Raw genomic sequence first — 26813 nt, forward strand, 5'->3', positions numbered from 1 at the left:
AATTAGTGGGCTGGTTTTATCCTCAGGCTAGGGTCCTTGGCCGGAGATTGAGCAATCTGGAGCGTCGGTCAGCCTTGGGGGACCGGTGCCACTGCGATCTGGGTGGCTGCGTCCCACTCCAGTAAACCGACGACCGCCCAGGCGGTGCCCCAGTAGATAGAGGTGGGGATGGGCTTGTTTTTGTCCCGGCCCCGCGTGCTGGGCACGAGCCAACTGCCGTCGGGCTTCTGCGTGTCGTTCAGATAGCGAATCGCCCGTTGTACTGCCTCTGAAGCAACGGGCTTGGGCTGACATTTCGCGAGGGCGTAGAGGGCCAGACCTGTGCCGTAGGCGTCGCCCGGTTCCGCGGCGAGCCAGCCCCAGCTCCCGTCGGGATGTTGGAGCTTGAGCAGAGCCTCCCGCAATGATTCATCCTGAGGATGAAGCAGGAGGCGGGTGGCATGCCATTCGGTACTCTGCCCCGAGGCGGCGGTGGCCAGAAAGGTGTGAGCCCGGTCCTGGGCGGTTGCCAGCCTTGGATCGGGCGGAATGTTGACCGCTTCTGGGGCGGATTTAGGCTTCAGGGCAAGGAGGACCCACATGGTGGCCACTTCATCGTTCTCGCGGGCAGGACGCTTACTGAGGGGAAGTTGGCCACCGGCCTTCCAAGAGCCGTCCTTCTGCTGATGATCGAGAAGGAGGGCACGTAACGCCTCCACCCAAGGCTGGGAGCCGCTAGACGAGTCTGCCTGTGCGGAATACTCGGGAGGCAGGGCGAGCAGCAGAAACGCCATCGTTGCGGTATTGGCGGCGGCAACTTTCTGTAGGCCGTCCTTTGCACCCGACTGGTTCCAGTTCTTCCAGTCCACGGACCATTTCGAGGTTTCGTCCAGATACTTCACGTCCACCGGCAGTCCAGATTGGGCGGCCCGATGGAGGCTCCAGAGCATCGAAGGGACCTGATGACAGCTCACGCAACTGCGGTCGTCGATCCAAGCCTGACCTTTCTCCTGGAGAAAAGAAAGGCTGCGTGCGGCGATGGCCTTGGGAACTGAAGACGCTGGAGCCTGCGGAGGGGTGGGATCCGCAGCTATGCCGTGGAGCTGAAAACTCCCGGCAATCATCGCCAGAACAGCGAGGCGGTACGCGGCATTCATGATGCAGTGGAGGTAACGAACGGGTAATGGCATGTCTTGCCTGATAGGCGGTGGGGAGAGGTTCTTAGGCGCGTCTGATTGATACTGCCCGAACCTCCATTGGACCCCTGTCCGGTTTTAGGACGCGTCTCGCACGGCTGCCCCCACTTTGGATGTTGGGGTTGCTGCCGAAACCGACGGGCAACACTGCTATCCTTAACCCCCACTATTATGAAAAACCGCCTCTACCAGGGTCGCAATGCGATTGCCATCGGCTGCTTGCTGACACCCATGTTTGCTCTTTCGGCTCTTGCCCAGAGTCCAACGTCGCCCACGGCCTCTCCTGCCGAACCAGATGCGCTTCGCCTGGAGGTGCAAACGCCAGCGGAAGGCTTTACCCTCTTCAACGGCAAGATGTACCGGATCGCGAATGGTCAAGCCATGCCAGTGACGGAGGAAAAAACGCTGCGCATCACCAGCAGTGGGGCGACGGACTTCTCCGGCCAACCCCTGAAGATTCCGGCTGGCTCCATGCTTACTGCGGACGGTCGGGTGGTGCCCATGCCCGGCGGCATTCGGTTTACGGACGGGTCAGCGGCGACCACGGATCCCAACCCGGCCCCGGCGACGCCGGCCAACGCTGGCGCTGCGGCAGACCGTGCCTCGCTGCCGCCGCTGGGAGGCAATCCCGGATACCCTGACCGGGGTGTCACGGGTGAGAACCTCTCCGGGCTTGCTCCGGTGACGGGCAACCCGGCTACCTCATCTAGCAGTACACAGCAAAGCGGGCAGAACATGACTACGCCAGGAGCTGCGGGTAGCGGAGGCAGTGACCGAAGCAGCCGCAATTCATCGGATCGTGATCCGAATGGCGGTGTGGCCAATCCTGGCCTCCCGGTGATTATTGGGCCGGGAACTGGAGTGAGTGGCGGCATCCCAGGAGAGAATGCAGTAAACGCTGGAAATGCTGCGGGCAGCCCGGTGACAAACCCGGTTGCCAACCCTGCTGCTACCAACACCGGCGCTACCGGCACGGTGCCAGGAGCGCGGAGCACGGACTTCAACAGCAATACCACGAACCCCAACGCAGTGCCGGCCAAAGGATCCAATGCGACGCAGCCCACTGGGGGTGGCGCTAACCTGACGCCCGGCAGCCCTGCCTCCAATGAGATCAACAATCGACGTACGCCAGCCGCAGGGCAGGGGCAGGGGACAAACGCTCCTGGAACACGCTCATCCACCGGATCTTCTGGCACGAGCACGGGCTCGGGCACTCGTTCCAGTTCAGGGTCTAACACGGGGGCTGGCTCGAATTCGGGCACAGGCACCGGCAATGCTGGGCGGTAGGCGCGACGTTTAGAGACAATTGAGACATGGCTCCCCATCGCTGCAACAGCGGTCGATCCGAGAACACTGGTTTTTTCAGTCAAACTAAGAACAACTCACCTGTGAACTCCATGAACTTGAGAACTTCTCTTCTGTTTGCCGGCGTGGGAGCCGGTGCGAGTCTGGTTGCTGCTTTGGCGGCCGGATTGATTTCGATCGGCGGGCTGACTCCCTCGTCAGCCCGTGCGCAGAGCGTGGTGGTGGAAGCTCCGCCCGGTGCAATGGTGCCGACTGCCCCGCGCATCGAGCAGTACAAGGTGGTGGACATCTCCACCGTCTCTGTGGCCAGGGCGTCGGGCGGGCCCGTGGGGACGCTGGAGGCCGTGCTCAACGGACTGGCGGCAGAGGGGTGGAGACTCCGCGAGGCTACGGGAAACTACCTGATCTTTGCCCGCTGAGCGGGGCGGGGATTGGTGTTGAGCGGGAGGGATTCGGCGCGAAAGGTGTCGATGCAGCACAGTCCAGAAGATGGAGTGGCTATGGAGGGGTGAATTTCAAGGAAGCGTGATTTGTTCTTTGTTGTGCGGTATTTGCCTTGGAAAACTCTGTCGGGATCGATCTTTTTTGAAGAGAAGTGTCGTCCGCTTTTGCTGGAACTTCCAACCTCTATGATACGCCATTGAGCCTGGCAGGCTGATCGGACAGCGAAGTGCCTGACGGAGCCGAGTGTCGGTTCATGGAGAAAACCCCGGGGCGAAAGGTGATGCCGCCGCATAGGGATCCACGGAGGGGATTGAATGGGGTGTTGCAGACGCGCTTTCTGGCGTATCGTTGTTGAGATGAAGAATCAGAACGCGCTCAAGGCTGGGCTGTTTGGCGACCTCCCCGTATCCCACCCAGAACCGGAATCGGAGAGCTGGAAGGAGATTGTGCGCAAGTACCAGGTGCCGTCTTCCTGGCGCGCAACCTGGCAGGTGGTGAACACGCTGGTGCCCTACCTCGCCCTGTGGGGGCTCATGTACTGGGCGATGTCGGTGTCTTACTGGCTGGTGATCCCGCTCGCCATCCTGGCGGGCGGATTTGTGGTGCGCACTTTCATCATCTTTCATGACTGCACGCACGGTTCCTTCTATGGATCGCGGCGGGCAAATGACATCCTCGGTTTCATCACCGGTGTTCTGACCTTCACACCGTACCATCATTGGAAGTGGGAGCACACGGTGCATCACGCCAGCGCGGGGAACCTGGACCGGCGCGGCATGGGGGATGTGTGGACCCTTACCGTCCAGGAGTACCTAGATGCTTCCCGCTGGAAGCGCTTCTCGTACCGTCTTTCCCGGAACCCGGTGGTCTTGTTTGCTCTGGCTCCCCTGGGCCTTTTCCTCGTCCTGAACCGGTTTGCGGTGAAAGGGGCCAAGGAGAAGGAGCGGCGTTCGGTTTACATCACCAACGTGATGCTGCTCGTGATCGCAGGTCTGCTGACCTGGGCCTTTGGTTGGAAAGCGTATCTCGTCATCCAACTCACCATCCTGGTGGTGGCGGGTACAGCTGGCGTGTGGCTATTCTATGTGCAGCATCAATTTGAGGACGTGTATTGGGAGCGGCATGAGGAGTGGGACTTTGCGCAAGCCGCGTTGCAAGGCAGCTCCTTCTACAAGTTGCCCAAGATCCTCCAGTGGTTCTCCGGGAACATTGGCTACCACCACATCCATCACCTCAGCCCGCGCATTCCGAACTACCGCCTGGAGCGGGCTCACAAATCGGAACCGCTTTTTCAAAGCGTGCCACCGCTGACGTTGCGCAAGAGTTTGAAGTCGCTGACTTTCCGGCTGTGGGATGAAGGCAAGCGCAAACTGGTGGGATACAAGGCCGCCCGGCAGGCACGTGCGGAGAGGGCGAAGAAAGCGGCGGAGTGAGGGGGGTAGAGATGAAGATACTGAGGTTTTAACCACAGAGACACAGAGGGCACAGAGCTGTGATCTTTTTTAGATGACGGAGGTTTTGAGGGGAGCTAGTGGGTGGTGATGCCCCAGCCTCTTTGGATCTGGATTCAAAACCTCCTTTGTGTGGTGGTGCTGATTCTCGGGCCCGCGACGGCGGGCTTTGGGGATACCCTTGAAGGCGTGTCCCGCTGGGCAGTGCAGGTGCTGGGAGGCGCTTTGATTCTGCGTGGGGCGTGGCTCGGCATCGCCGGGGTGCGGGATCTTGGAAGCAGTCGCTCACCGCACCCGCAGCCGCTGGAGAGGGGGCAACTGGTGACACGTGGCGTGTATGCACGCGTGAGGCATCCGCTGTACAGCAGCCTCATGCATGTGGCATTTGGTTGGGCGGTTGTCTGGGGTAGTCCTGCTGCAATGGTGGCCTTTGTGGGATTGACCGTGTGGTTGATCGCGAAGGCCCGGCTGGAGGAGCGGTTGATGAGGGGGAAGTTTCCTGAATACGTGGCGTATCAGAAGCGGGTAAGGGGATTTTGACTGGAGGAGGGAGTTAGGCGCTAGAGGCACCCGCAAGATCGCCGCAACTCGTTCGGAGTAGAGGATGTTCTTGCTTGCCCCCAACGTAGACTCGCTTGAGGCTCGTCAACGTTGGGCTTATGGCCGAATCCTCTTCGAGGAAGAGCTGCCCGGTTGAGCCGCGGGCATGGTCTTTTTGGCCTTCAAGGGGTGCCCAGTTTAGCTTGCGGGGGACGAGATTCACCAGTCCAAGGAGCGGCGGTTTGTGCTTGCACAACCGCCGATGGGCAGCGGAGCGTTCGATCAACAAATGCCCAACGCTCTATGGTGCCCCAAGGCTGCTGGTTGTTTTGTAAGTGTGTCTCCTCCGGCCAAGTCCGGCGGTTGTGCAAGCACAAACCGCCGCTCCCTGGATGTTCGAGCCTTTGGTGTCGTGGCCCCTGATGATTGGAGGTCAGGCAGTCGGCGCCCAGGCCTACTTCTTCTGCGCGGTCTTTGCATCCTTCCCGCTGGCCAGCTTGGCTTTGTTCTTCTGGGCTTCTGCCAGGGCCTTGTGAAGATCCGGGCCGGCCCACACTTCTGTGCACACGGCTGGGTCGTTGGCAAAGTCACCGGTAAGGTTGATGATCAGGGCATCGCCCACGGCGAGGTCTTTAACCGTGCTGGGGTGATCAAGGGTTCCTTTCCACACCTTGGTGTCCTTGTTGATGCGAATGAGGCTGCGGCCGATGTCGGGCGGGCGCTCCATGTCGCCGTTGTAGTTCTTCACCTCGGGGATCTGCCAGCTCACATTCACGGTGACGCTGGTGGGATCGGAGGAATTCAGCGTGGGCTGGATGGACTCCACCCGGTAGGTCATGGCGTTGGTCGCCAGGCGGGTGAATTCATCGGAGATGAGGCTGGCCTTGGTGAACTTGCCCTGCTCATCCTGGAAGAGGTGAAAGCGGCAGCGGGTGCCCACCGGCAGGTCGCCGAGAGTGGCATCGGTGTTGAGATACTTTATGCTGCCGAGGTTTTGCGGGAGGAGGCTGAAGTTCACGACTTCGCCCGTGCGGTCCGTCTTGAACTGGCCGGTGCGGGACGCGGCATCCACTTTGACAATCTCTCCTAGAACCACGTGCTGGGCGAAAGGCGGAGGGGCGATTCCTGGCTGGAGCTGGTACCAGGGCAGATGCTCGTTGCCGAAGTCGGTGCGGAAGGGGAATTGATCCGGGTACTCCTTCGCGGGGTTTTCCTCGAGTTCAGGAGTCTGAAGACGGCCGAAACCATAGCCCATCAGGCTCTCGCCATAGAACTGGTCCTTGGTGGGCCAGCCGGAGCCAAAGAAGCGGACGACGCGTCCCTTGCGGAAACCCTCAAGCATGTTGGAGACCTTGAGAGTCACCCGAATGCCGCTGTTGCCATAGCCGTCGGTGGGGATCCGCTCGGAGGAGATGATGCTGCAACCGTCCTTGTCCACTCCGGGGTTCCAGGTGCGCAGATCCTGGTTGGCGACGCAGAGATTGCCACCCTTGCCCTGGGCGAGCACCTCGCCGTAGAGAGTCTGGTACAGCTTGGCATCGCCGCTGAAGAAGGTGACGGTCACCGTGTTGCCTTCCGTTTTGTCCACCCAGCCTGGCAGGCCGCGGTGTTTGGTGAAGGTGTCGAACTTCTCGCGTATCTGTTTGGTTGCCAGCGCATGGGTCTCTGTGCCGATCCAGATGTCTGTGCACGTCCCAGGGTTCGAGGAAGTGCGACCGGTGAGGGTGAAAAGAAGCTCGTCACCCGGTTTGAGGTCTTTCGGCTTGATGGCGTCCGCTCCACGCCAGTAGCGGGTGCCGGGCGTGACCAGGAGCTCTTTCTTGCCAAGATCATCCTGCTTCTTGCTGACGCTGTGTTTGGTGGTGAGCAGTTTGCCTTCCGCCAGTTTCACCTCATCCAGCCGGTAGGTGAAGCTGTGGCTGGCGTCCATCGTGTACTGGTCCTGCATGGTGGCCAGCCGGGTCCAACCTCCCTGGGTGTCCTGGTTCAGGAAAAACAGGAAGAATGTGCCCAGCGGGAGATCGCGGAGCGAGGCCTCTGAATTCAGATACTGGGCGGTCCCATAAGGAGGCATGGTGAACTCCACCAGTTCCCCGGTTTTGGTGGCGCGAAACTGGCCAATGCGGCGGATGAAATCGATGCTGACGAGTTCTCCGCTGATCCGCTGGTCCGAGTGATGAGCAGGGAATGCCGGTGAGGATGAGGGGCTGGTGGTAGCTGCTGGGGCCTCGGCGGCGGTTGAAAGGGAGGTCGGCAAGAGGGGGCTGCAGGGCAGGAGGACGCAGAGGGCGTGGAGGAGGCGGCGTTGCATCGGCGGAGTTGTCAGTGGGCAGTGCGTCAGTGCGTCAGAATTGGACGGGGATGGAATGGTGCGTGAGGTGGATTTGGGACTGGGAGGAACAATCCCCAATCACAATTCCCTAATCCATCTCTCTTACACGATCTCTGATATGGGGCCGAGGCTGTCCACGAAGGCCTCGGCGTTCACGTCCATCTTTTGCAGCATGGTGAGCAGCACGTTGTTGAGGCGGGCCTTGGAGTCCTTGGGTTTGCCGCAGAGGCTGCGCCATTCGTCGTAGCTGAGGTTGTACTCCTGCTTCAGGTGAGGGCGGTTGTAGTCGATGTGCTGACCGTGCTTCAGGCCCAGATCCTTGCCGCCGGCAAGGAGGATGGGCAGGTTGCTGTTGCAGTGGCTGTGGCCGTAGCTCATGCCGCTGCCAAAGAGCACCATGGTGCGATCTAGCAGGGGAACATCTCCTTCTTTGATCGCGCTCAGCTCATTGAGGAAGTGGGAAAACTGCTCCATGAGGAAGGCGTCGCTCTTTGCCAGGCGTTCCAGCACCACGGGGTCGCCATTGTGGTGGGAAAGATTGTGACGGGCCTGGGTGATCCCGATCTCTGGAATGGCAAGGCCGTTGCCCTCGCTGCCGTTCATGTAGGTGACCACACGGGTCATGTCTGTGCGCAGGGCCAGCACGATCAGGTCGAACATGGTGCGCCAGTACTCACCGGCCTGGGCCTTGGGCACATCCTTCTGGAAGGGGGCTGAGCTCTTGTTGTCCACGGTGGGCTTGGGGACGTCCAGCCAGGAGTCCAACCGCTCGGTGCGCTGCTCAACATCACGAACGGCATGGAGGTATTCGTCCAGCTTGGTGCGATCTTCCGTGCCCAGTGCCAGGCGCAGGGACTTGGCGTCATCCATGACCGCATCGAGGACACTGCGCCGCTTGGTCAAGCGGGCGCGCTGGGCGGCGATGCCGCCGGTTTCCTCACCAAAGAGCCGGTTGAAGATAACACGAGGATTGTCATCCGCTGGCAGCGGCACCCCATCACGCGAGAAGGCGAGGGTGTTGCTGTTGAAGGGCTGACCCGTGCCTGAGGAGATGGAGAGTTCCAGGGATGGGAAACGTGTCTGTTGTCCTGTGACCTCAGCCATGACCTGGTCACAAGACACGCTGTTCTCATACTTGCGTCCTCCCTGGGCATCGATCTTGGCCCCCGTGAGCCAGGTGTCTGCACAGACATGAGCTTGACCGAGACCGTTGGGATGATGCAGACCGCTGAAGACGGTGAAGTCCGACTTGTACTTGGCCAGCGGCTTCAGTGACTCAGAGAGTTCATAGTCCCGGCCAGCCTGCTTCACCTGCCAGGTCATACCGTTCACACCATTGGGCACGTACACGAACACACTGCGGCGCGGCTTGGCCGCGGCGGCCACACTGGCGGCAGTAGCGCGCACTTTCATGGGCATCATGGCATCCAGTAGAGGCAGCGCCATGGTGGTGCCCAGGCCGCGCAGAAAGCGGCGGCGGTCGAGGAGCCAGTTCTGGGAGAGGATGTTGCTCATGGAGTTGGTGAAGTGAAAAGTGATAAGTGAAGTCAGTCGCCTGCGACGGGTTAGCGCTTCTGGAAGAGAGGGCTGGTGACGAAGGCTTCGATGAGGGACTGGATCTTGTAGTCGGTGGACTGAGCCTGATCGGAGATCTGCTTCAGTTCCTCTCTGTCGCTGAAGGTCATGCCACGCCGCAGGGCGTAGGTGGCAAGCTTTTCCGTGAAGGCGAGGGCGAACTTGTCGGAGTCGGAGACGAGCAGTTGCTTGAGTTCGGCTCCGTTCTTGAAGGCGCGGCCGTCGGGCAGGGCTCCACTGGGATCGAGCTGGGGATCCGCGCCGGTGCCGTCTCGTACCGTCTCCACGGTGCGCCAGCGTCCAATCGCGTCGTAGTTGTCAAAGGCGACGCCCAGAGGATCGATCTTGTTGTGGCAGGCGGTGCAGTTCGGGTCCGCGCGGTGTTGCTCCAACTTCTCCCGCACGGTCACCTTTTTCTCGCCAGCAGCCGGCGTGGTGAGTGCGGGCACATTCGCAGGAGGCGGTGGCGGGGGCTTGCCGATGATGGACTCCAGTACCCACACGCCGCGGTGCACCGGGCGATGACGGGTGCCGTCTGAGCTGAGGCTGAGAATGGCCCCCTGGGTGAGCAGGCCTCCGCGGTGATCCTCGGGCTTCAGAGAGACGCGCTGGACCTTGTCCCCCCGGATGCCCGGGATGCCGTAGTGCGTGGCCAGTCGCTCATTGAGCATGGTCCAGTCGGAATCGAGGAAAGTACGCAAGCTGTCGTTGTTCTCCAGCACCTCGCCAAAGAAGCCGACCGTCTCTGCCACCATGCTTTGCTCCAGGTTTTCGTCGTATTCCGGGTAGAGGACCTTGTCCGGCGGGAACATGCCCACCTTGCGCAGTTGCAGCCACTGGCGTGGGAAACTGTCGGCGAACTCCGCCGCCTTGGGATCGGCCAGCATGCGGCGCACCTCGGCACGCAGCACGTCGGGTTCATGGAGTTTGCCGGAGCGTGCCTGGTTGAGCAGGCGGTCGTCCGGCATGCTGCTCCAGAGGAAGTAGGAGAGGCGGGAGGCCAGCTCCCAGTCGGTGAGTCTTGCGGAGGGCAGGGTGGCGCTGCCTTCCTCCAGGTAGAGGAAGCTCTTCGAGCACAAGATGGCCAGCAGTCCGCCACGGACGGCGGACTCGAAGCCCTCACCCAGTTGCTGGGCTTTCTCCACGGGTTTCAGGAAACGGTCCATCTCCCCTGGTTGCACCGGGCGGCGCCAGGCCCGCTCGGCGAAGCGGCTGAGGATCTCCCGGGCGTACGCGGCATCCTTGGCCTGAGTGGGCACATCTGCCCCGCGGAAGAAGGCGCGCTGGTGGGCTGCGGTGGGCCAGGACTCCACGACGGGGCCGTCCCACTCCACGGAGTCGATGATCAATGTGGGCTGGATGGGCTTGTAGTCATCATCCGTCAGCTTCATCTGCCAGGGCACGCGGCTCTTCGTGGTGGTGAAGGCATTCGGCGTGCCGGAATGTCGGGAGCGCCGGGCCTCCGGATTGGGGCCGGGCACGGAATTGATGAGTCGGATCGGGTACTTGCCAGCGATCAGGTGCACGCGGGCTTCCACTGTGATGGGTGCGTTCTCCGGAGCATCCACGTCTTGCTCCAGCAGGGTCTTGTCCACACTGGACATGTACACCTTCAGGCGCGGGGCACGTCCGCCCTCCGGGCGCAGACCGCTGAGCTTGACGCGCAGGATGTAGTCTCCCGTGGTCTTGATCTCCAGCGGCCAGGTGTCCGTGGTGTAGTTGTTGGGCACGATCTCGATGCGGACCTGATTAGCGATGTCCCGCGCCTCATATTCCTTGGCAAAGCCTTTCCACCGCATGTCGAACGGCATCCAGCGGATGACATCCCGCTTGGGTTCCGGGCGCAGGGAGAGGGCTTCGTCCAGGACTGCCTCTGCGGCGGCGAGGTGCTTCTCCACATGGGCGGGAGACAACGTCAGCACCGGTCCGATGCGCTCGAAACCATGCCAGTCTGGGTCCTCCGGCAGACCGGAAGGGCCTTTGACATCAAAGTTCACCCCCAGCAGATCGCGGACGCTGTTTGCATACTCGCGCCGGGAGAGCTTACGGAAGGAGACACGCTCCGCGCCAGAGACTTGATTCTGGGCCTCTGCTTCACGGAGCTGCCCCACGATCCACTCGGCGACCTTGGCCACTTCGGCTGGAGCAGGGCGGGGCTCATCATCCGGAGGCATGTCGCCGGAGTTAATCCGGTTCATGATCTCCTCCCAATGCCCCATGGTCTTGGGGGAGCGGGCATTGATCAGCAGCGTGTCGGTACGCAGATCTGCTTTTTGTTTCTTCTCCCCGTGGCAGGAGTTGCAGTGTTGCTGGAAAAAGGGCCGCACGACGTCATCGAGTCCCACAGGAGTGGAGCCTGCGGGCGCGGATGAGGCGGAGGCGGCCACTCCGGCGGCCGCGGTGGACTCCGCCGACCAGACCGAGGTAGACCCCGATACGAGGAAGCCCGCCGCACTCATGGCGGCTAGGGGAAATGAAAGGAGAGTGCGGGACACGGGTGAAGTCATGGATCAGGACTGAGCAAATAAAGGGCAGAGGGCTGCCACCCTTTCGGGGAGTGCCCCCCGAGTTTTCGGGGTGGGGGCGTCACTTCTGGCGGAAGATCTCACTCTCCACGCAGCGGACGATGATCTCCCGGAGCGGGAAATCGGCCGCCGCCGTGCTCTCCACAATGTGGCGGATGGCGGGTCGGTCTGATACCTCCAGATCACGACCCAGCGCGTGGGTGAACAGCTTCTCCACCAGGCAGCGGGCGAACTGGTCGCGGCGGTTCAGCAACTCGGACTTGAATCCGGTGACGTCATCAAAATGAGTGCTGCCAAATTGCCCGCTCGCATCCACGGGCAGCGCGGTCTTGTTGTTGAGATAATGGCCGCGCCAGCGTCCGATGGCGTCGAAGTTCTCCAGCGCAAATCCCGGCGGATCAATTTGGCGGTGGCAGCTCCGGCAACTGCCGCTGGCCTGGTGTTTCATGAGCTGGTCACGGATCGTTTTGGCACCGCGGATGTCGGGCTCGATGGCGGGAACATTGGGCGGGGGAGGAGACGGCGTGGCCCCGAGGATGTTCTCCAGGAGCCAGACCCCGCGGATGACCGGGGAGGTATCCACCCCGTTGGCGGTGAGCGTGAGCACACTGGCATGGCCCAGCACCCCGCCGCGGCGTCGGTCGGTGAGATTCACCTGCGTGAAGCCGAGGGAAGGCGCATGACCGGCCCCGTCAGGAACCAACTCCTCGGGCGTCAGTCCCGGCACTGCGGTAGCAAGGTTCTTGGAGACAATCTCGGGGGCCATCCCGTAGAGGCGGGCCAGGTCCTGGTTCACCAGCGTGTAGTCAGAGTCCAGCAGACGGGTGGCGGGGCCGTTGGTATGGAGGAGCTGGCGAAAGAAGAGACGGGTCTCCATGCGCATCGCGGGTTCGAGGTCATTGTCATAGTAGGTGGCGAACTTGTGCACGTCAGGGGCCATGGTGCCGAGCTTACGCAGGTCCAGCCAGCCATTGAGAAACTCCTCCACAAAGGCCTCAGAGCGCGGATCGGCGAGCATTCGCAGTGCCTCCCGGCGCAGAACCTCCGGCCGGCTCAGTTCACCGCTCTCCGCAAGCTTCATCAGGGCGTCATCCGGCATGGAGGACCACAAGAAGTAGGAGAGGCGGGAGGCGAGCTCATAGCCAGTGAGCCTGGACGTCCTCTCCTCGCGATAGAGGAACTCCGGCGAGCACAGGATGGCCTTGATGCCCTCCTGAATGGCGACCTCCGCCTTCATCCCGGCTTGTTCTGACTGTCGGACCAAAGCCAGCAGGGGAGACATTTCTTCATCGGCCACAGGGCGACGCCAGGCTTTGACGGCAAACTCTTTCAGCACTGCCTTGGCGAGCTCGCTCTGATAAGGCGCGCTCCCAAAAATGGCCCGGTGACTCTCCGGTGGCCAGGTGTCGTGCAGAGGGCCGGTGACATCGATGTTGGAGACTTCGATGCGCGGCGACTGGAACCACATGAAGAGATTCCAGTCATTGGACTTGTCTTGCTCGTACTTGGCCCGCTGCTCAGCATTCAGCAGACGCTCGAAGTTGGCTTTGAAATAATTGCGCAGACGGTTGTTGCTGTCGCTGGGGCCATTGGGGAATCCCAGGCGGGGAAACTGCCCGCGATCCAGCCACACGCGACACTCCAGCCACGTGGGCTGATCATCGGGCAGGTCCCAGACGGCGAGCTGCCGCTGGCCTGACTGGTATCCGGTCGCGGCGGTGTCCAGGGCCTCCTTGTTCTCGGGATCGATGCCCTCCAGCGTGCCAGTGTAGAGTCCCAGACGGATGGGCTCAGTAGGATCCCAGAGGGAGGGGAACTTTTGTTTCCTCAAATCCAGAGCAGGATCTTTAGGATCAAGGTCGGCGTAGCGATGTCTGGCCTCTGCGCGAATACGGATTTGGTACCAGCCGCTTTCCGGCACGCCCGCTCGCAGTTCATCCACCGGAGCGTAACCGACCTGCGGCAGGCCCCGCATGCGCTCGGTAAGCGACTGGTGAGGCGGGCGCTGGCGCAGCGTCTTCCGATAGTACGCGTTCTCTGCGTAGGCGAAGCCCCGGGTGGTGCGGTCAAAGGGCGGTGACAGGTGCCACTGCTGAACGGGGGGCTGAGGGCGGAAGTGAACGGACCGGGTCACGATCTGCTCGGCAGACTCCAGGTACTGGCGCAGCAGGAAGCTGGAGGTGACGAGCTTCTCCCCGTTGCTGGCGAAACCATGCACCCGGGTGTCCTCTGGGAATTCGCGACTGGGGTCGAAGCTGCTCACATCCAGATGCAGCAGATCCCGGATGGTGAGCCGGTATTCGGTACGGTTTAGCCGGCGCAGGGTGGCGGGGCGGTGGGCGGCGCTTCCTTCCGCAGTGATCTGGGCCCGGGCATGAGCCACGAGCCGATCCTCCAGGGCCTGGACGATGGCGTGGCGTTCCTCACGGTTCGGCTGATCCTTGTCGGCTGGCGGCATGTTCTGCCGCTCGATCTGCTGCAGGGCTTTCAGCCAGTCTTTGGCATTGGCCGGGGTGATGATGGCGTCCAGATGCTCCATGCTGAACCCGCCTTTCTTCGTGGAGTCATCATGGCAGTCCAGACAGCGTTCAGAGATGAAGGCTCCCAACTCAGGTCCCGCTGCCAAGAGGGGACTGGAGACTAATGGAAATAACAGCGATGAGACAGCGACGACCAGCTTCATGTGAGGAGGGAAATCAGATCACACCGTTCATCGTGCCCGTGCTGTAGCCGAAGCACTCTGCGTCCCGGCCAAAGCGTTGCGCCATAGTGAGGTAAAGGTTGCTCAGCGGCACCTTCCTGCCCTCCTGCTCCGGCATTCTCACATGTGTCTGGTGGCGGTAGCCTCCCCCGGCCACCAGCACGGGCAGATGGCGGTTGGTGTGCGCGCTGCCGTCCCCCATGCCACTGCCAAAGAGCACCTGCGTGCTGTCCAGCAGGCCGAGGTCAGAGAGCTTGCTGATGAAGCGAGCGAGCTGCGCCATCTGGTAGCGTTCCACCTTGCGCATGCCTGTCATGAGGGTGGGGTCCTTGCCATGATGGGAGTAGGCATGGTAGCCCTTGGCCTCGATGCCCACTGCGCCAGTGTCAAAAGCACCGGGAATCTCGATGGTGGCCACGCGGGTGGAATCGGTCTGCAAGGCTAGGGCGATGAGGTCAAAGAGGATCGGAAGCTGTTGTGTCACCGTGCCGTTCTTGGGCTCCTTCATCTCCACCTTGGGCCGGGGGCGGGAGACCCAGTCCCGCTCCTGCTGGAGGGTCTTTTCCACTTCACGGATCGAGGTGAAATATTGGTCGAGCTTCTCCTTGTCGCCGTGACTCAGCCGGCTGTTCATCACCCGGGCCTGTTCCTGGATGGTATCGAGGATGGACCCTTGGTGCTGATACCGGGCGGTGCGCAGCGCGGCCTTGTCCGCGGGGTCATCCACGAAGAGCATTTGAAACACCTGGCTCACTTTTTGGATGGAGGGCACCATCACCCCAGAGCGTGTCCAGGAGAGCTCCACGCCGCCACCGTTGTTGCTGCCGGCAGAGGTGTTCAGCACGGGGAAGCGGCTGGCTCCGGCCACGTGCTCGGCACAGTACTGGTCCAGCGTGATGTTGCCGTCCGGCATGCCTGCGGCCTCGGAGGATCGCACCCCAGAGAGAAACGCATGGGTGCCGGAGTGGCCTCCGTTCAAGCCGTGGTCCAGATGGGAAAAGACCGTGAACTTCCCCCGCACCTCCTCCAGAGGCTGCAGGCTCTCCGGCAGGGCGGCGGTCAATCCCGTGTCTGCAGGGAAGAACGCGTCCGCAATCATGCCGAACGGATTGGCCACGCAGACAAAGCGCTGCACGCTGGTCTGCCCGGGGCTGCCCTGGCCCATTGCCTCCAGAAACGGCAGGGCGAGGCAGGCCCCTGCTCCGCGGAGCAGATGGCGGCGGGAGAGACGTCGGCGGTGAGTGAGGATGTGGCTCATGGGTGGAGGCAACGGCAGGCGTTCGGAGAGTAACGGACTGGCGCCAGAATTACCTCCCCCGAGTTCTCGGGGTGAACAGGTGAAAATGGCGGATGGCAAACGCAGGGCGCGAAGCTAAGCTGGTCGGGTCCCACTGATGAACGCTGCTCTACGCGAACGAGATTCCTTGCCTCTGCCAGCCCGGCGGAGGAACGGGTTATCGCGCAGGACGGCGACCTTGATCTTGGCGGGGGTTGCATGGGGGCTGGCTCTGTTCTCCCTCCCGTGCCACGCCGGTATTTTGGAGTGGTTGAGCCCGGAACTCGCCCGCATGGAGCGGGAACGCGTGGACCTGGAGCAGCAGCTTCCCGGCCTTCCGACTGCGCCGGCTGTGCACCCATCCGAGCGGATCGGCTGGCACAGCCTTTACCTGGGCGCGCCCGAGGCGGAGCAGTGGGTGGATCTCCGGCTGGGCCGGCCACAGGCTGTCGATGCTGTGGTGCTGATTGCTCCCCCACCTGGCGGGGCGACGACGAAAGCTGGCTACGGCTTTCCCAAGCGCTTCCGTGTGGAGGCGACCTTGGCAGACGATGAGCAAGACGGAGCCGATAACGACGGTCTTGTGGTGCTGGCGGACTACACGCAGCAAGATTTCCCCAATCCTGGGAATCTGCCGGTATGGATCCCGGTGGGGGGAAGGGTGGTCAAGGAACTCCGCATCACGGCGACGCGTCTCTACACCGAGGGCGGGCGCAGCTTTGTCGCACTGGGGGAAGTGATGGTGATGCAGGGGAAGAGAAATCTCGGGCCGGAACTGGAGGCCGTGGGGCCAGACCGGGTAAAGGCCCGCAGCAGCCAGGGCACGCGGCCCGACTGGGGGAGGATTAATCTGGTGGATGGGCACACGGTGCTGGGGCCACCGCTGGGGCACCGCGCCAGTCCAGCGTTGGGATTCCGCAGCAAGCCGGCCAGTGAGAGTCTCGGGCTCACGCGACCTTGGGTCATGGTGGACCTGGGTGAGGTGGTGCCTGTGGATGAGGTGAGGTTGTTTCCTGCGCATCCGCCAGCCTTTGCCCACAGCCCGGGGTATGGTTTCCCGGTGCGTTATCACCTTGAACTCCGGCTGGATCAGACGGAACTGCCGGAGTACCTGGCGCCTCCGCAGTCCGGCAGCTACACGGCTCCTCCCGGGGATAACGTGGTGACCCTCGTGGGGGACGGTCGGCGGGCCCGGTTCGTCCGGTTGAATGTGGATGAGCCTCACGTCAGCAATGGCAGTGCCGTCTTTGCCCTTGCCGAACTGCAAGTGTGGTCAGGCGGGCAGAATGTGGCGCTGGGCAGGCCGGTCACTTCCTCCGATTCCACGGAGGCAGAGGGCTGGGAAAAAGGGGCGCTGGTGGATGGCTATGCCAGCGTGGCAGACATTGTGGACTGGCCCGACTGGCTGGAAGGCCTTTCGAAGCGTCGGGAACTGGAGCAGCAACTGGCGGCACTGGCCGTGCTGCGCGGTAGCATCGTCCAGCGCTGGCAGCGGGCGGGCTTGCTGATCCTGGGTGGATTGGCTGCGGCGGCGGTGATGGCCATGGTGGGTTGGAATTTGCGACAACGGCAGCTGCGGCGGTCGGAAATGGAGGCCCTGAGGGAAAGAATTTCCCAGGACCTTCATGACGAGATCGGCAGCAGCCTCGGCAGCATTGCCCTGATCAGCCAGGACGCTCTGGCCATGGCACCGGATGATGACCTCAGGCGGGAGTTGCAGGAAATACGGGATACTGCCCAGCAGACGCTGGACTCCATGCGGGACATTGTGCGGCTGGCCCAGAGCGGGGTCTATGGGCAGGGAGACCTGACCGCGCATCTGCGGGAGATCGCCGACCGCATGCTGCGTGGCATCCCGCACGAGTGGACCTCCGACCCAACGGTGGACCGGGCATTCAACGCGTTGCCGATGAACCAGCGGCGGGATCTGGTGCTGATGTTCAAGGAGACCCTGCACAACATCATGCGTCACGCCCGGGCGACGAGAGTCCAGATTCACCTGACCCGCGAGAGCGCCATGGTCGAGGTCTCGGTTCAGGACAACGGGTGCGGGTTCGCCTTCACGGCTCAAAAGCCGGGATCATCGGCCAATGGCAGCGGCATGGGCCTGTCCAATCTACAACGCCGCGCTGCCAAGCACGGCGGGCGTACCCTCATCGATTCCACTCCCGGACAGGGCACCCACATCCGCCTTCGTCTCCCACTTTCCTAGACCCTCATGGCTGACGCATCTGCCCCTTCTCACTCCCCTGTGCCAGTCCCCGTGCCTGTCTGGTTGGTGGAGGATCACAAAACCTATGGCGAGCGGCTCATGCGAGCCCTCAACCGGCTGGACGGCATCACTTGTGGTCAGCGATTCACCGCGGTGGAGGATGCGGTGGCCAGATTGCAAGCCGTGGGTGACGAGCTCCCGTCCGTGCTTTTGCTGGATGTGGAGCTCCCGGGTATGAGCGGCATTGAGGGAATCGCAGCGCTGAAGTCGCATGCCCCGAACTTGGCCATCGTGATCCTCACCGTGTTTGAAGATGACGACAAGATCTTCCGGGCCATTTGCGCGGGGGCCGCAGGCTACCTGCTGAAGACCGCTGGAGTCGATGACATCGCTGCAGCCATCCGCACTGCTGCCGCGGGCGGCTCACCGATCAATCCCGCCATCGCCCGGCGGGTCCTGGAGATGTTCTCCAAAGTAAATGCGGGACGGGCAGGGGATCAAGGAAACAGCAGTCCTGCTCGAGAGGCCGCGGGCAAGGGTGGCCAGGCCACGTACGGCCTGACCCCCCGGGAACTGCAAATTCTGGAGCTGCTGGTGCAAGGTCACACCATCAAGCAGGCAGCGGGGGAGATGGGCATCGGCTACTACACAGCGGATGAGTACATCCGCAGCGTGTACGAGAAGCTACAAGTACGCAGTCGTGGTGGAGCGATCGCCAAGGCGGTGAAAGAGCGGCTGGTGTAGCCAATGAGTGGAAGGCGGAGGATCCGAAACTGGCACGGGGGCTGCGGCTGTTGGGCGGAAGGTGATTTCAGATGCTGGTCTTGTTTTCTGATTGGACGATAGTGGGCTTGTGCCTCCATGAGGGCTTGGTCCACGGCATCAGTTTCCATCCCAGACGGGTCCATCCGTTGAGGAGTTGCAGAATTCTCCCCTGCAACTGTTTGACGGCTGAAGTCGACTCATGAAGCTCTTTTTTCACCCGGGCCAGTTCCTTTCGCGCTTCTTTCAGCGCCTGAAGGCTGGAGTTCGCATTGCCGGCAATAGCGTCTTGGTCGGCTATTTGCCGCCGCTTAAGAGACTCAAGCTCTGAGACAACATCGGCACGAGCATTCTCGGTGATCTCGAGAAGCTGCTGCAACTCCAGGATGTGGGACTGTAGGATGAGTGGCGATAGCGGGCGGGGAGCAGACGGCATCGTGGCCAAGAACGACCTCCCGATGGAGGGGCCGCGGAGAGGGGGTGCGCACCAGAGCGGCGGAATCACATGTGCTATCTGGCTGGCGTCTGAGAAGCAGACGGCCGATTTGCTGACATTGGACAGTCCGCAGAGCAGATGCCCGCAGCGTGATAGAAGCAGAGCATCGAGGAGCACCTCAAGACCGAGGAGATACCGGTGATGATGACGCTGATGATCGAACAACCAGTGGTAGTCCGAGGGGTAGCTGCCCGACGCTGAAGTGCGATGGCCCGGATTGACGAGAAGTCGAGAGCCAAAGTGTCCGCGGAAAATCTCCACGGTTTCGTGTTCATCGCACGCCAGAAACACCGTTCTGAAATGAAACTCACGATCCAAGGCGGCTGCTTGGTCGAGAAAGGTCGACGCCGTGGGAGGTATGGGGTGCTCAGGGAGGAGTCCCGTGCGCATGTCCGTGCCGCGAACATGGACTCCCAAGACATCTGACTGCACAACCGGAGGTAGAATGGCATTCGCCTTTGCCAAAATTTCAGGCTGAACTTGGATGTACTTGTTAATCAAGTCTCGCGCCCGTGATAGCAGCGGGGCCGGAAAGACCGCATCGGGGTCAGTGGTGAACGGTCCATCCACCGAGCCCTGGTTGTCGAGTGGGTCGAGGGCAAGGGCTTCTGAAAGTGAAAGGCCGGCCGGCTGTTCGAAGTAGTATTCCCAGGCGTTCCGGGTGCCCAATTCATCGCTGTCTTCATTGTAGCGGGTGGGATGGTTCTCCATATCCACCACTGGGAGCATGCCCTGCCGGTCCGCCTCATCGAGCCCTTGCAGTATCACCGTGAAATTGGACCAAAATCCCCAGCCCGGCGGAGGCCGGTAGATAATATAGGGGCGCCCTTTAGGTGACAGCACGTGCGTAAATCGCAGGCCAGACAGGGGATGGCAAGCACAAAAGAAAAGTGTTTGGCTTCCAGGCACGGCCTAGGGGCGGAATGGAGTGGGGGACGAGACAAAGTGGGTGCTCGCGACAGGAGTCGCACCTGTACTGGCGGCGCTCTCAACGCCGTGCCTCTGCTGTTGGGCTACGCGAGCGGGGAATGGGAAAGTTGGCAACCCCAGCCGGATTCGCACCGGCATTCTTCGATAGAAAGTCGAAGGTCTTGGCTGATTAGACGATGGGGTCGAGTGAGGGGGAAAGGGAAGGGGGATAAACCTGGCTCTAGAAATGGCGGAACGCGGAGGACATGCTCCCCATCGCACCGTGAAGGTACGACGATCTCGTTAGCACCGAGTCCCAGCGCGCTTGTCTGGTTCACGTTCCGTGGAGAGAAGTCAGGGTTAAGACTGAGTATGAAGGGGGACGTAGCACCAAGAAAGGTGGGAAGCCCGAGATGGGTGTTTCTTGGCGATTGAGGTCCGACATCTGGCGACGAAGTCGCTGTGGAGTGCGGCGAGAATCGCCGCTCTAGCCCTTGCTTGTGACGTAGTAAAAGGTATGCGCGGCCTTGGACGGAGGAATGGCCTGCTTGAGGCAGGCCTCCGATACCGGTCTTTGGTTCGAGGCTATCACAAGGACTCCCGAAAGCGGCGGTTCCCGCGCGCACTCCAAAAGCGCTTCGCGCTCAGGTGGCGGAGTTGAAGAGTAGTTTGAGGGTGTGTCGGCCTTGCTGGATCACGAGAAGTTCGAACATAGGGCAATGAGATGGTCCCGATGGCAGGAGTTGCACCTGCACTGACTCCGGTTTGAGCGGAGCGCCTCTGCTGTTGGGCTACACCGGGGGAGAGAAAATGGTGCTCGTGGCAGGACTTGCACCCGCATGGGTCTATTACGGTTTCAAGGAGTTAGAAGCTCCAGCCGATACACGAGCATGGTTGAGAGGAAATTGGTCCCGGCGGCAGGAATCGCACCCGCACTGGCTCCGTTCTAAGCGGAGTGCCTCTGCTGTTGGGCTACGCCGGGAAAATGGTGCTCGCGGCAGGATTTGCACCCGCATGAGTCTGTTACGGTTTCAATGGGTTCGAAGCCCAAGCCGATACGCGAGCATGAACAATAAAGTGGACCTGTGAGTTGCTTGCTGCCCCGCAATTCACCAAGCGGCTCCGGATGGATTTGCACCATCAACCACCCGGTCCAAAGCCGGGTGCTCTGTCTGATTGAGCTACGGAGCTCCTCGTGGTGATTCAAAAACATGGCGGCAAGGGGGATTGGTCGGGCGCGTCCGAGTTGCACGGCTCAACTCCACACCGAATGGAGCATGCTGCTGTCACATCCCGCGCCCGGGATCTTTGAGGACTGAAAATGGTCACGCAGGCAGGACTTGCACCTGCTTCCACTTGTCTCCCGGACAAGTGCCTCGTCTGCTTTGGCCTCTGCGTGAACTGAGGTTCATGAAACACTGAAGGAAAGTTGGACGCACGCCCCGGACTTTCACCGGGTAATCCGGTTTTGCAGACCGGTGGCGCGAGGGCTTTGCCTTGCGTGCGATTGGCGGGAGAAATTGGGGTGATCAACGGGACTTGCACCCGCACGTCAGCCTTCACAGGGCTGGATGCTAACTTTTACATCATGATCACCATTTGGGTTTGAGCCGGAGATGTTGGCGGAAGCCGGAGGGCATGCTCCCCATTCCACCGCTAGAGTGGAACGATCCGTCTTCGAGGCGGTCCCGGCGCGCTGGTCCGGTTCAGCTTCCATTTAAAAGGGGGTGGATAAAAAGCGGAAGTCAGTGGACATGCTCCACAGCCCAGGAAATCCAGGCCCGGCCGGTTTCCAGCCGGCGGCGGCTCGCTTGTCCGCTTTGACTTCCAAAATTGTTGAGGTTGGGAAATGGTGCGCCATGCCGGATCTGCCCCGGCGCCCGCGGTTTGGAAGACCGACATGCTTCTGTTACACCAATGACGCGTAAATGAATGAAGTGGTGGCTGTGTCCGGTATCGCGCCGGACTCTCTTCGTCTTCAGCGAAGCGCTAATCTGTCTCAGCTACACAGCCTTTGAAAAATGGTCCTTCCGGCAGGGTTCGCACCTGCGACCTGCGGCTTATCGGGCCGCTGCTCTACTGACTGAGCTACGAAAGGTGGTGAAAATAAATGAGGTTGGATGAAATAGAGCGGAACACCAGGGACTCGCACCCTGAACGCCTGGAATGCAGGCGCGGCTGGGTTCAAAGCAGCGTCCTCGTCTGGCCGGTCGTGTTCCCTGCTGATGGGGATTGGTCGCGCACCCCGGTGCTGCCCCGGGCGACGCCTTGTCCCAAACGAGTCGGGTTCGCTGGCTCCCTCATGCGCGATGACTTGAAAAAATTGGCGGCCTGTGCGGGCTTTGCTCCCGCGACCTTCCGCTCGACAGGCGGGTGCTCTTCGTGGCTGAGCTAACAGGCCGTTGTGGTGGATGAAAAAAGTGCCGCGTCCAGGTAATGCTCCTGGTCGATCCCGAAGGATTTTGGTTTTACGGACCAATTCGTGTCTTTAACGAGCTACCACGGCATAGGGAAAATTGGTTGCGGGACGTGGAGTCGCACCACGATGGGAAAGCTTATGAGACTTTCCAGGTTCTCAACCTTCCCGCGGTTGAAATGAATGGATCGATGGCCTGGGCTCGGAACCGCATAAATGGATCAGAGCCAGGAGGGGAAATTGGTAGCGGGGGCAGGAATCGAACCTGCTCAATCTCCGGTTTATGAGACCGGTGCCTTCCCATTTGGCGACCCCGCCGTTGTGATGATTGTCGAATGGCACGGCGCCCCGGTGCTGCCCCGGGCGGGCTGAGTTTTGGAGGCTCTGCTGCGCGGCTGGCGCACGCCGTATTCGACCTTTTAAAAGTGCATTGTTTCCTGAAGCGGAAACAGCGTTGCTGATGTTTGAATAAAAAAGATCGCTCACCGCTGCCAGCTCTCTCTTGAGCTCGCACCCGCAGGTGATTTCACGGCGGATGTTTCGGTGTTTTGAGGCACACCTCCCGTTGGGGGCAGCATTCCACCTTCTCGGTGGGTTTCTTGCTGCGGGCCCAGGGCCTGCTTGGACTGTTGTTGTAGGAGTAGGGCTCCTGAGGTGAGGGGGGCGGTGCGATGGCATAAGTGTGCCCGAGTTAATCCATCAGTTTCGACTTAGTTGATAAGTCGGATGGATAACTTGACAGTGGGAGGGCGTGCTGCCACTGTTATGGTGGAAGCCAGACCATGGAACCCAGTCTCTGCTCGGGACGGTTTATGTATCGGTGACCAATCCGGCTCCGTCGTCAGTTGCCGCTGACGGCGGGGCCTTTTTCACCTTTGGGGGCGGATGTTAGTGGGTGGAGCACGCTCCTTTCCGGGAGTGGACCGATAAAGGTCCGTGTGTAAGTGGTTGAAAATGAAGAACCCTGCGAGCCTTTTGAGGGCGGGCAGGGTTCTCGGGAAAAGGGATCCTCTGATGGAGATCTTGAGAACTAGCTGCCGGCGTGTGCGCACAGAATGCCCATAAACTCGGATTGCTCGTGATACGGCAATCCTCTGAGGGCTTCTTTGGCGCGACTGCGATCCCGCCAGGATGAGCCTGGAAGTATCGAGAGGTCGCTGTGCCGGAGTGAGTTCATTGTTGAAGGTGATACATGTTTAAATCAAAGTTACTCAGGCGTCAATGTTATTTGAATAACTTTGTGCAGATTTTTTCCGTGGAGTCTGATACATGTGGCCGTGAGGCGGTGGGCGCTATGTTGATGCATCGAACCATTTCGCTGGTCGTTCGTGGTATCTCCATAAACGAAAGCGCCCCGGCAATCAGGCGGAACGTGGAGACCACGCTCAGGCTCGATTGCCAGGGCATCTCTATGGACAAGCGCCATGGGCGCAGGCGTGCTAGGTGCACCCGCGCATGAGGAAGAGAATCAGGAGGATGGGAATGGGGACGCCCAGAAGCCAGAGGAAGATCCAGCCGGCCTTTCCTTCTTGTTGACGTTGCCAAAGGGATTGGAGTTTTGTTTTCATATCCCTGAATCGGGGGCTGCCGCCAAAGGGATGGATTAAAGATGAGGGGAGGGGGCATCTTCCGGGGGGCGGGAACGGCCTGTCTTTTCTGAGGCCCGTATTTGAGCTTTTCTTCCTTCTCTCAATACAAAAGTGCTCTCTACGCAACACCGGCACAGGGGCTGCGTTCTGTCCCCCTCATGTCTGATGCCGATCTCCTTGCCCAACTTGCCCCTCTGTACGCCGCTGTTGTTGCCGATGTGCTGGACGGACTGGGTTTCCCCAACCAAACGCTGCCCGCGAATCTGCGTCCGCTCACCCCGGTCCACAAAATTTATGGAAGAGTGTTTCCTGCCCAGGCCACGACGGTGACAGAAGTGCCTGCTGAACCGTACAAGCTGGAAATTGCCGCAGTGGACGCCATGACCCGCGGCGATGTCCTGGTGGTAGACGTGGGCAATGATGAGACCTGCGGTTTTTGGGGTGAACTCCTGACCACCGCCTGCCTTTACAAAGGGGTGCATGGCGTGGTGATGAGCGCCTGCACGCGCGACATGTGGAAGATCCGGGAACTCGGCTTCCCGGTCTTCGGGATTGGATATCACCCCGCAGACAGCAAGGGCCGGGCAGACATTGTTGAGATCTCGGAGCCGATCCGGCTGGGTAATGTGGTGGTGAAGAAGGGCGACTACATCCTGGGTGATGAGGATGGTCTCGTGGTGATCCCGCAAGAAGTGGCGCCAGAGGCAGTGCGCCTGGCAAACGAAAAGGTTCAAGGTGAAAACATCGCCCGCGAGGACCTGGCCCGCGGGGTGCCCATGGGCGAGGTCTTCCGCAAGTACGGCATTCTCTGAATTCGAGACATGAGCCCCCGAATCCTCATTGCTGGTTTGTTTCATGAAACCCACACCTTCGTGGAGGGGGAGACGGGTCTTGCCGACTTCGCCACGCTGCGGGGGTATGAGATGCTCGGCTGCTGTGGGGATGCCTCTCCTCTGGGGGGCGTGCTGGAAGCTGCCGGGCGCTTTGGCTGGGAGGTGATTCCGGCCATCGACATGCGGGCGTCCCCGGGTGGCATGGTTCCAGATGAGGTGGTGGAGACCTGGTGGCGAGAGTTTATGGCGGTGGCAGATCCTGCCCTGAGGTCTGGCGTGGATGCCGTATATCTGGTGTTGCACGGGGCGATGGTTTCTCCGGGGTATGAGGATGTGGAGGGAGAGTTGTTGAGCAGGATCAGAGAGCTTCCGGGGGCGGGTGCGTTGCCGGTGTTCGGTGTCTTTGACCTGCATGCCAACTACACTTCTCGAATGGCGGCAGGGGCCAACTGCCTGGTGGCGTATCGCGAGAATCCTCACACGGACGGACGCGCGATGGCCGTGCATGCTGCGGAATTGCTGCAACGCTGCCTGAGCGCGGGAAAAACTCCCCACCAATACTGGCGGCATGCTCGTGTGGTCTGGCCTCCCACCGGGACGGGCACGGCGGTGGTTCCCATGCGGGATCTGGAGACCATGGCGCGTGCTCTGGAGGCGCGATTTCAGGAATTCTATGCCGTGAACGTGGTGGCTGGCTTCTCCTTTGCCGACACGGAGGAAACCGGGGTGAGCTTCTGCATCTCCTCCAGCGGGGAGGCAGTCGAGGCGGAGTCAGCGCTGAAGGATCTCTGCAATCTGGCGTGGGAATGGCGTGAGGCTGGAAACGTTCGCGATGCCTCACTGGCTGGGGTGATGGACCAGGTGATCCAGGCGGCGCAAGCGCCCTTTCGTGGTCCGGTGGTGATTGCGGAGCCGGCAGACAATATCGGAGGCGGCGCACCAGGAGACGGAACGGGGCTCCTGCGGGCCTTCGTGAAACACGACCTTCAGGATGCGGCTATTTGCATCAACGACCCGGCCGCAGTGCGGCAACTGCACGGTGCCGCTGCAGGCAGCCGGATGACGCTGCCCATTGGGGGGCGGGGTAGCTCGCTGGATGAAGGGCCGCTTTCGCTGGAGGTGCAACTGGTGGCGCTCCAGCCGGGTCTGTTTCGGCTGGAGGACCGCCGCAGCCACCTCGCCAGCATGTGTGGCGACGCCTTCGACATGGGACCCTGCGCGGTGGTTCGTCACCGTGGGGTGACGATCCTGCTCACTTCCAACAAGACACCACCCTTTGACCTGGGGCAGTGGAACTCGCAGGGAATTGCTCCGGAAAAGCTCCGGGTTATAGGAGTCAAGGCCGCGGTGGCGCACCGTCGGGCCTATGACGGGATCGCCTCCCTCTTGCTCTGGGCGGACACCCCAGGCCCCTGTCGCAGTGATGTGACGAAGATGCCCTACCGCAGGCTGCGTGCTGACGTTTATCCCTTTGTGAACAGCTGAAACTTCGCCTGAAATCAGGCATCCTTGTTAGACAACGAACTCTTAAGAAACTCATGACCGTATCCTATCCTCGCGATCCTGGCACTCCCGTCTCTCATCTGCCCTTCAGCCCTGTGGTGGTGGCAGGAGATTTTGTTTTCATTTCCGGGCAGGCCTCGGTGGATGAGGCCGGGCAGATCGTCAGCGACACCTTTGAAGGGGAATTTCGACGTTCGATTGAAAATGTCCGCAAGGTGCTGGCCGCAGCGGGGTGCACCCTGGCGGATGTCATCCAGACCCGCAACTACGTGCGGGAGCCGGCTGATGTGCCGCTCTACAACCAGCTCTACCGAGAGTATTTTTCTGAACCATTTCCGACCCGGACGACCATCACCAACTGTCTGCCTCCGGCATTGAAGTATGAGATCGAGGCGGTGGCAGTGAAGCCAAAGGGCCAAGATTGAAGATTGGGACACTGAAAAGCGGAGTGGATGATGTGACTCTGGCCTTGCCCACTTCCGCGGCAGGGTTGGAGTTCCGCGTTTGCGCCAATGCCATCAGGGATAAGGATAGTTTTGCTGTTTTGCCTAGGCAAGCCCGGGATAGCGACAGCGCATTTGCCATGCCGGTGGCAGGAATGCCGCTTCAGAAGGGCCGAAGGTCCGGCTTGATAGCAGCCTTGGGCAACGCCCAAGGAATAGATGACCAAACAACCCATGAGGGCTGAAGGCCCGGCCTCATCAAGCCTGCCCACGACGAGCATCCCTGAATGACCCCGGGCCTACAGCCCTCAACATCTAAACCAACG

Annotated in this window: 16 protein-coding genes and 11 tRNA genes; 9 read left to right on the plus strand and 18 right to left on the minus strand. The window is 61.0% G+C overall.

Features of this window, described 5'->3' with window-relative positions; genetic code table 11:
- Positions 1-68: 68 nt before the first annotated feature.
- On the minus strand, positions 69-1136 hold the full coding sequence (locus BV106_RS15250; protein WP_038166079.1) for a prenyltransferase/squalene oxidase repeat-containing protein: 1068 nt from the start codon (positions 1134-1136) through the stop codon (positions 69-71).
- A gap of 210 nt (positions 1137-1346) precedes the next feature.
- On the opposite strand from BV106_RS15250, the gene BV106_RS15255 reads away from it, so the two are divergent.
- The 4 genes from BV106_RS15255 to BV106_RS15270 all read left to right on the plus strand — a co-directional run bounded on the left by BV106_RS15255 (position 1347) and on the right by BV106_RS15270 (position 4915).
- Positions 1347-2462: a hypothetical protein gene (locus BV106_RS15255; RefSeq protein WP_038166080.1), complete on the plus strand. Its 1116-nt coding sequence runs from the start codon at positions 1347-1349 to the stop codon at positions 2460-2462.
- 110 nt (positions 2463-2572) lie between these two features.
- Positions 2573-2899 (plus strand): hypothetical protein, encoded by a 327-nt coding sequence (locus BV106_RS15260; protein ID WP_265595702.1) that lies wholly within the window; start codon positions 2573-2575, stop codon positions 2897-2899.
- A 381-nt stretch (positions 2900-3280) separates the two neighbouring features.
- Positions 3281-4357, plus strand: a complete 1077-nt coding sequence (locus BV106_RS15265) for a fatty acid desaturase (RefSeq protein WP_265595703.1) — start codon at positions 3281-3283, stop codon at positions 4355-4357.
- Positions 4358-4465: 108 nt separating this feature from the next.
- Positions 4466-4915, plus strand: a complete 450-nt coding sequence (locus BV106_RS15270; RefSeq protein WP_051945903.1) for an isoprenylcysteine carboxylmethyltransferase family protein — start codon at positions 4466-4468, stop codon at positions 4913-4915.
- Positions 4916-5369: 454 nt separating this feature from the next.
- Here BV106_RS15270 and BV106_RS15275 read toward each other — a convergent pair whose 3' ends face one another.
- The 5 genes from BV106_RS15275 to BV106_RS15295 form a co-directional block, all read right to left on the minus strand.
- Positions 5370-7226 (minus strand): hypothetical protein, encoded by a 1857-nt coding sequence (locus BV106_RS15275; protein WP_038166082.1) that lies wholly within the window; start codon positions 7224-7226, stop codon positions 5370-5372.
- A gap of 123 nt (positions 7227-7349) precedes the next feature.
- Entirely contained in the window at positions 7350-8762 is a 1413-nt protein-coding gene (locus tag BV106_RS15280; RefSeq protein WP_038166083.1) for a DUF1552 domain-containing protein, read from the minus strand.
- A 50-nt stretch (positions 8763-8812) separates the two neighbouring features.
- Positions 8813-11317 carry a DUF1592 domain-containing protein gene (locus BV106_RS15285; RefSeq protein ID WP_265595704.1) on the minus strand — a complete coding sequence of 835 codons (2505 nt, stop codon included), beginning with the start codon at positions 11315-11317 and terminating at the stop codon, positions 8813-8815.
- Positions 11318-11408: 91 nt separating this feature from the next.
- A complete protein-coding gene (locus BV106_RS15290) occupies positions 11409-13973 on the minus strand; it encodes a DUF1592 domain-containing protein (RefSeq protein WP_265595705.1) in 2565 nt (854 codons plus the stop codon).
- A 70-nt stretch (positions 13974-14043) separates the two neighbouring features.
- Positions 14044-15306: a DUF1552 domain-containing protein gene (locus BV106_RS15295; RefSeq protein WP_051945905.1), complete on the minus strand. Its 1263-nt coding sequence runs from the start codon at positions 15304-15306 to the stop codon at positions 14044-14046.
- A 289-nt stretch (positions 15307-15595) separates the two neighbouring features.
- Between BV106_RS15295 and BV106_RS15300 the strand changes: the two genes are divergently transcribed.
- Positions 15596-17536, plus strand: a complete 1941-nt coding sequence (locus BV106_RS15300) for a sensor histidine kinase (protein ID WP_265595706.1) — start codon at positions 15596-15598, stop codon at positions 17534-17536.
- Positions 17537-17542: 6 nt separating this feature from the next.
- Entirely contained in the window at positions 17543-18280 is a 738-nt protein-coding gene (locus BV106_RS15305) for a response regulator transcription factor (protein WP_038166086.1), read from the plus strand.
- A gap of 67 nt (positions 18281-18347) precedes the next feature.
- On the opposite strand, the gene BV106_RS15310 is transcribed toward BV106_RS15305, so the two are convergent.
- The 12 genes from BV106_RS15310 to BV106_RS15350 form a co-directional block, all read right to left on the minus strand.
- Complete coding sequence (locus BV106_RS15310; RefSeq protein ID WP_038166087.1) at positions 18348-19562, minus strand: hypothetical protein; 1215 nt, start codon at positions 19560-19562, stop codon at positions 18348-18350.
- A 182-nt stretch (positions 19563-19744) separates the two neighbouring features.
- Positions 19745-19817: transfer RNA gene (locus tag BV106_RS15315), tRNA-Leu, on the minus strand.
- 15 nt (positions 19818-19832) lie between these two features.
- A tRNA-Glu gene (locus tag BV106_RS38515) sits at positions 19833-19908 on the minus strand.
- A 520-nt stretch (positions 19909-20428) separates the two neighbouring features.
- Positions 20429-20504 (minus strand) — tRNA-Leu (locus BV106_RS15320).
- A gap of 10 nt (positions 20505-20514) precedes the next feature.
- Positions 20515-20593: transfer RNA gene (locus BV106_RS38520), tRNA-OTHER, on the minus strand.
- Positions 20594-20609: 16 nt separating this feature from the next.
- A tRNA-Leu gene (locus tag BV106_RS15325) sits at positions 20610-20685 on the minus strand.
- Positions 20686-20820: 135 nt separating this feature from the next.
- Positions 20821-20893, minus strand: a tRNA-Gln gene (locus tag BV106_RS15330).
- 132 nt (positions 20894-21025) lie between these two features.
- Positions 21026-21102, minus strand: a tRNA-Pro gene (locus BV106_RS38525).
- Positions 21103-21553: 451 nt separating this feature from the next.
- A tRNA-Gly gene (locus BV106_RS15335) sits at positions 21554-21627 on the minus strand.
- Positions 21628-21725: 98 nt separating this feature from the next.
- A tRNA-Ile gene (locus BV106_RS15340) sits at positions 21726-21801 on the minus strand.
- Between the two features lie 226 nt (positions 21802-22027).
- Positions 22028-22104: transfer RNA gene (locus BV106_RS15345), tRNA-Asp, on the minus strand.
- Between the two features lie 256 nt (positions 22105-22360).
- Positions 22361-22437: transfer RNA gene (locus BV106_RS15350), tRNA-Met, on the minus strand.
- Positions 22438-23866: 1429 nt separating this feature from the next.
- Between BV106_RS15350 and BV106_RS15360 the strand changes: the two genes are divergently transcribed.
- The 3 genes from BV106_RS15360 to BV106_RS15370 are packed head-to-tail and all read left to right on the plus strand — an operon-like array spanning position 23867 to position 26469.
- Positions 23867-24520, plus strand: a complete 654-nt coding sequence (locus BV106_RS15360) for an RraA family protein (RefSeq protein ID WP_038166090.1) — start codon at positions 23867-23869, stop codon at positions 24518-24520.
- 9 nt (positions 24521-24529) lie between these two features.
- A complete protein-coding gene (locus BV106_RS15365) occupies positions 24530-26026 on the plus strand; it encodes a M81 family metallopeptidase (RefSeq protein ID WP_038166091.1) in 1497 nt (498 codons plus the stop codon).
- Positions 26027-26079: 53 nt separating this feature from the next.
- Positions 26080-26469, plus strand: a complete 390-nt coding sequence (locus tag BV106_RS15370; RefSeq protein ID WP_038166092.1) for a RidA family protein — start codon at positions 26080-26082, stop codon at positions 26467-26469.
- Positions 26470-26813: the final 344 nt, after the last annotated feature.

Origin of the sequence: Verrucomicrobium sp. BvORR106 (genome assembly GCF_000739655.1) — a bacterium.
In the GTDB taxonomy this organism is placed as follows: domain Bacteria; phylum Verrucomicrobiota; class Verrucomicrobiia; order Verrucomicrobiales; family Verrucomicrobiaceae; genus Verrucomicrobium.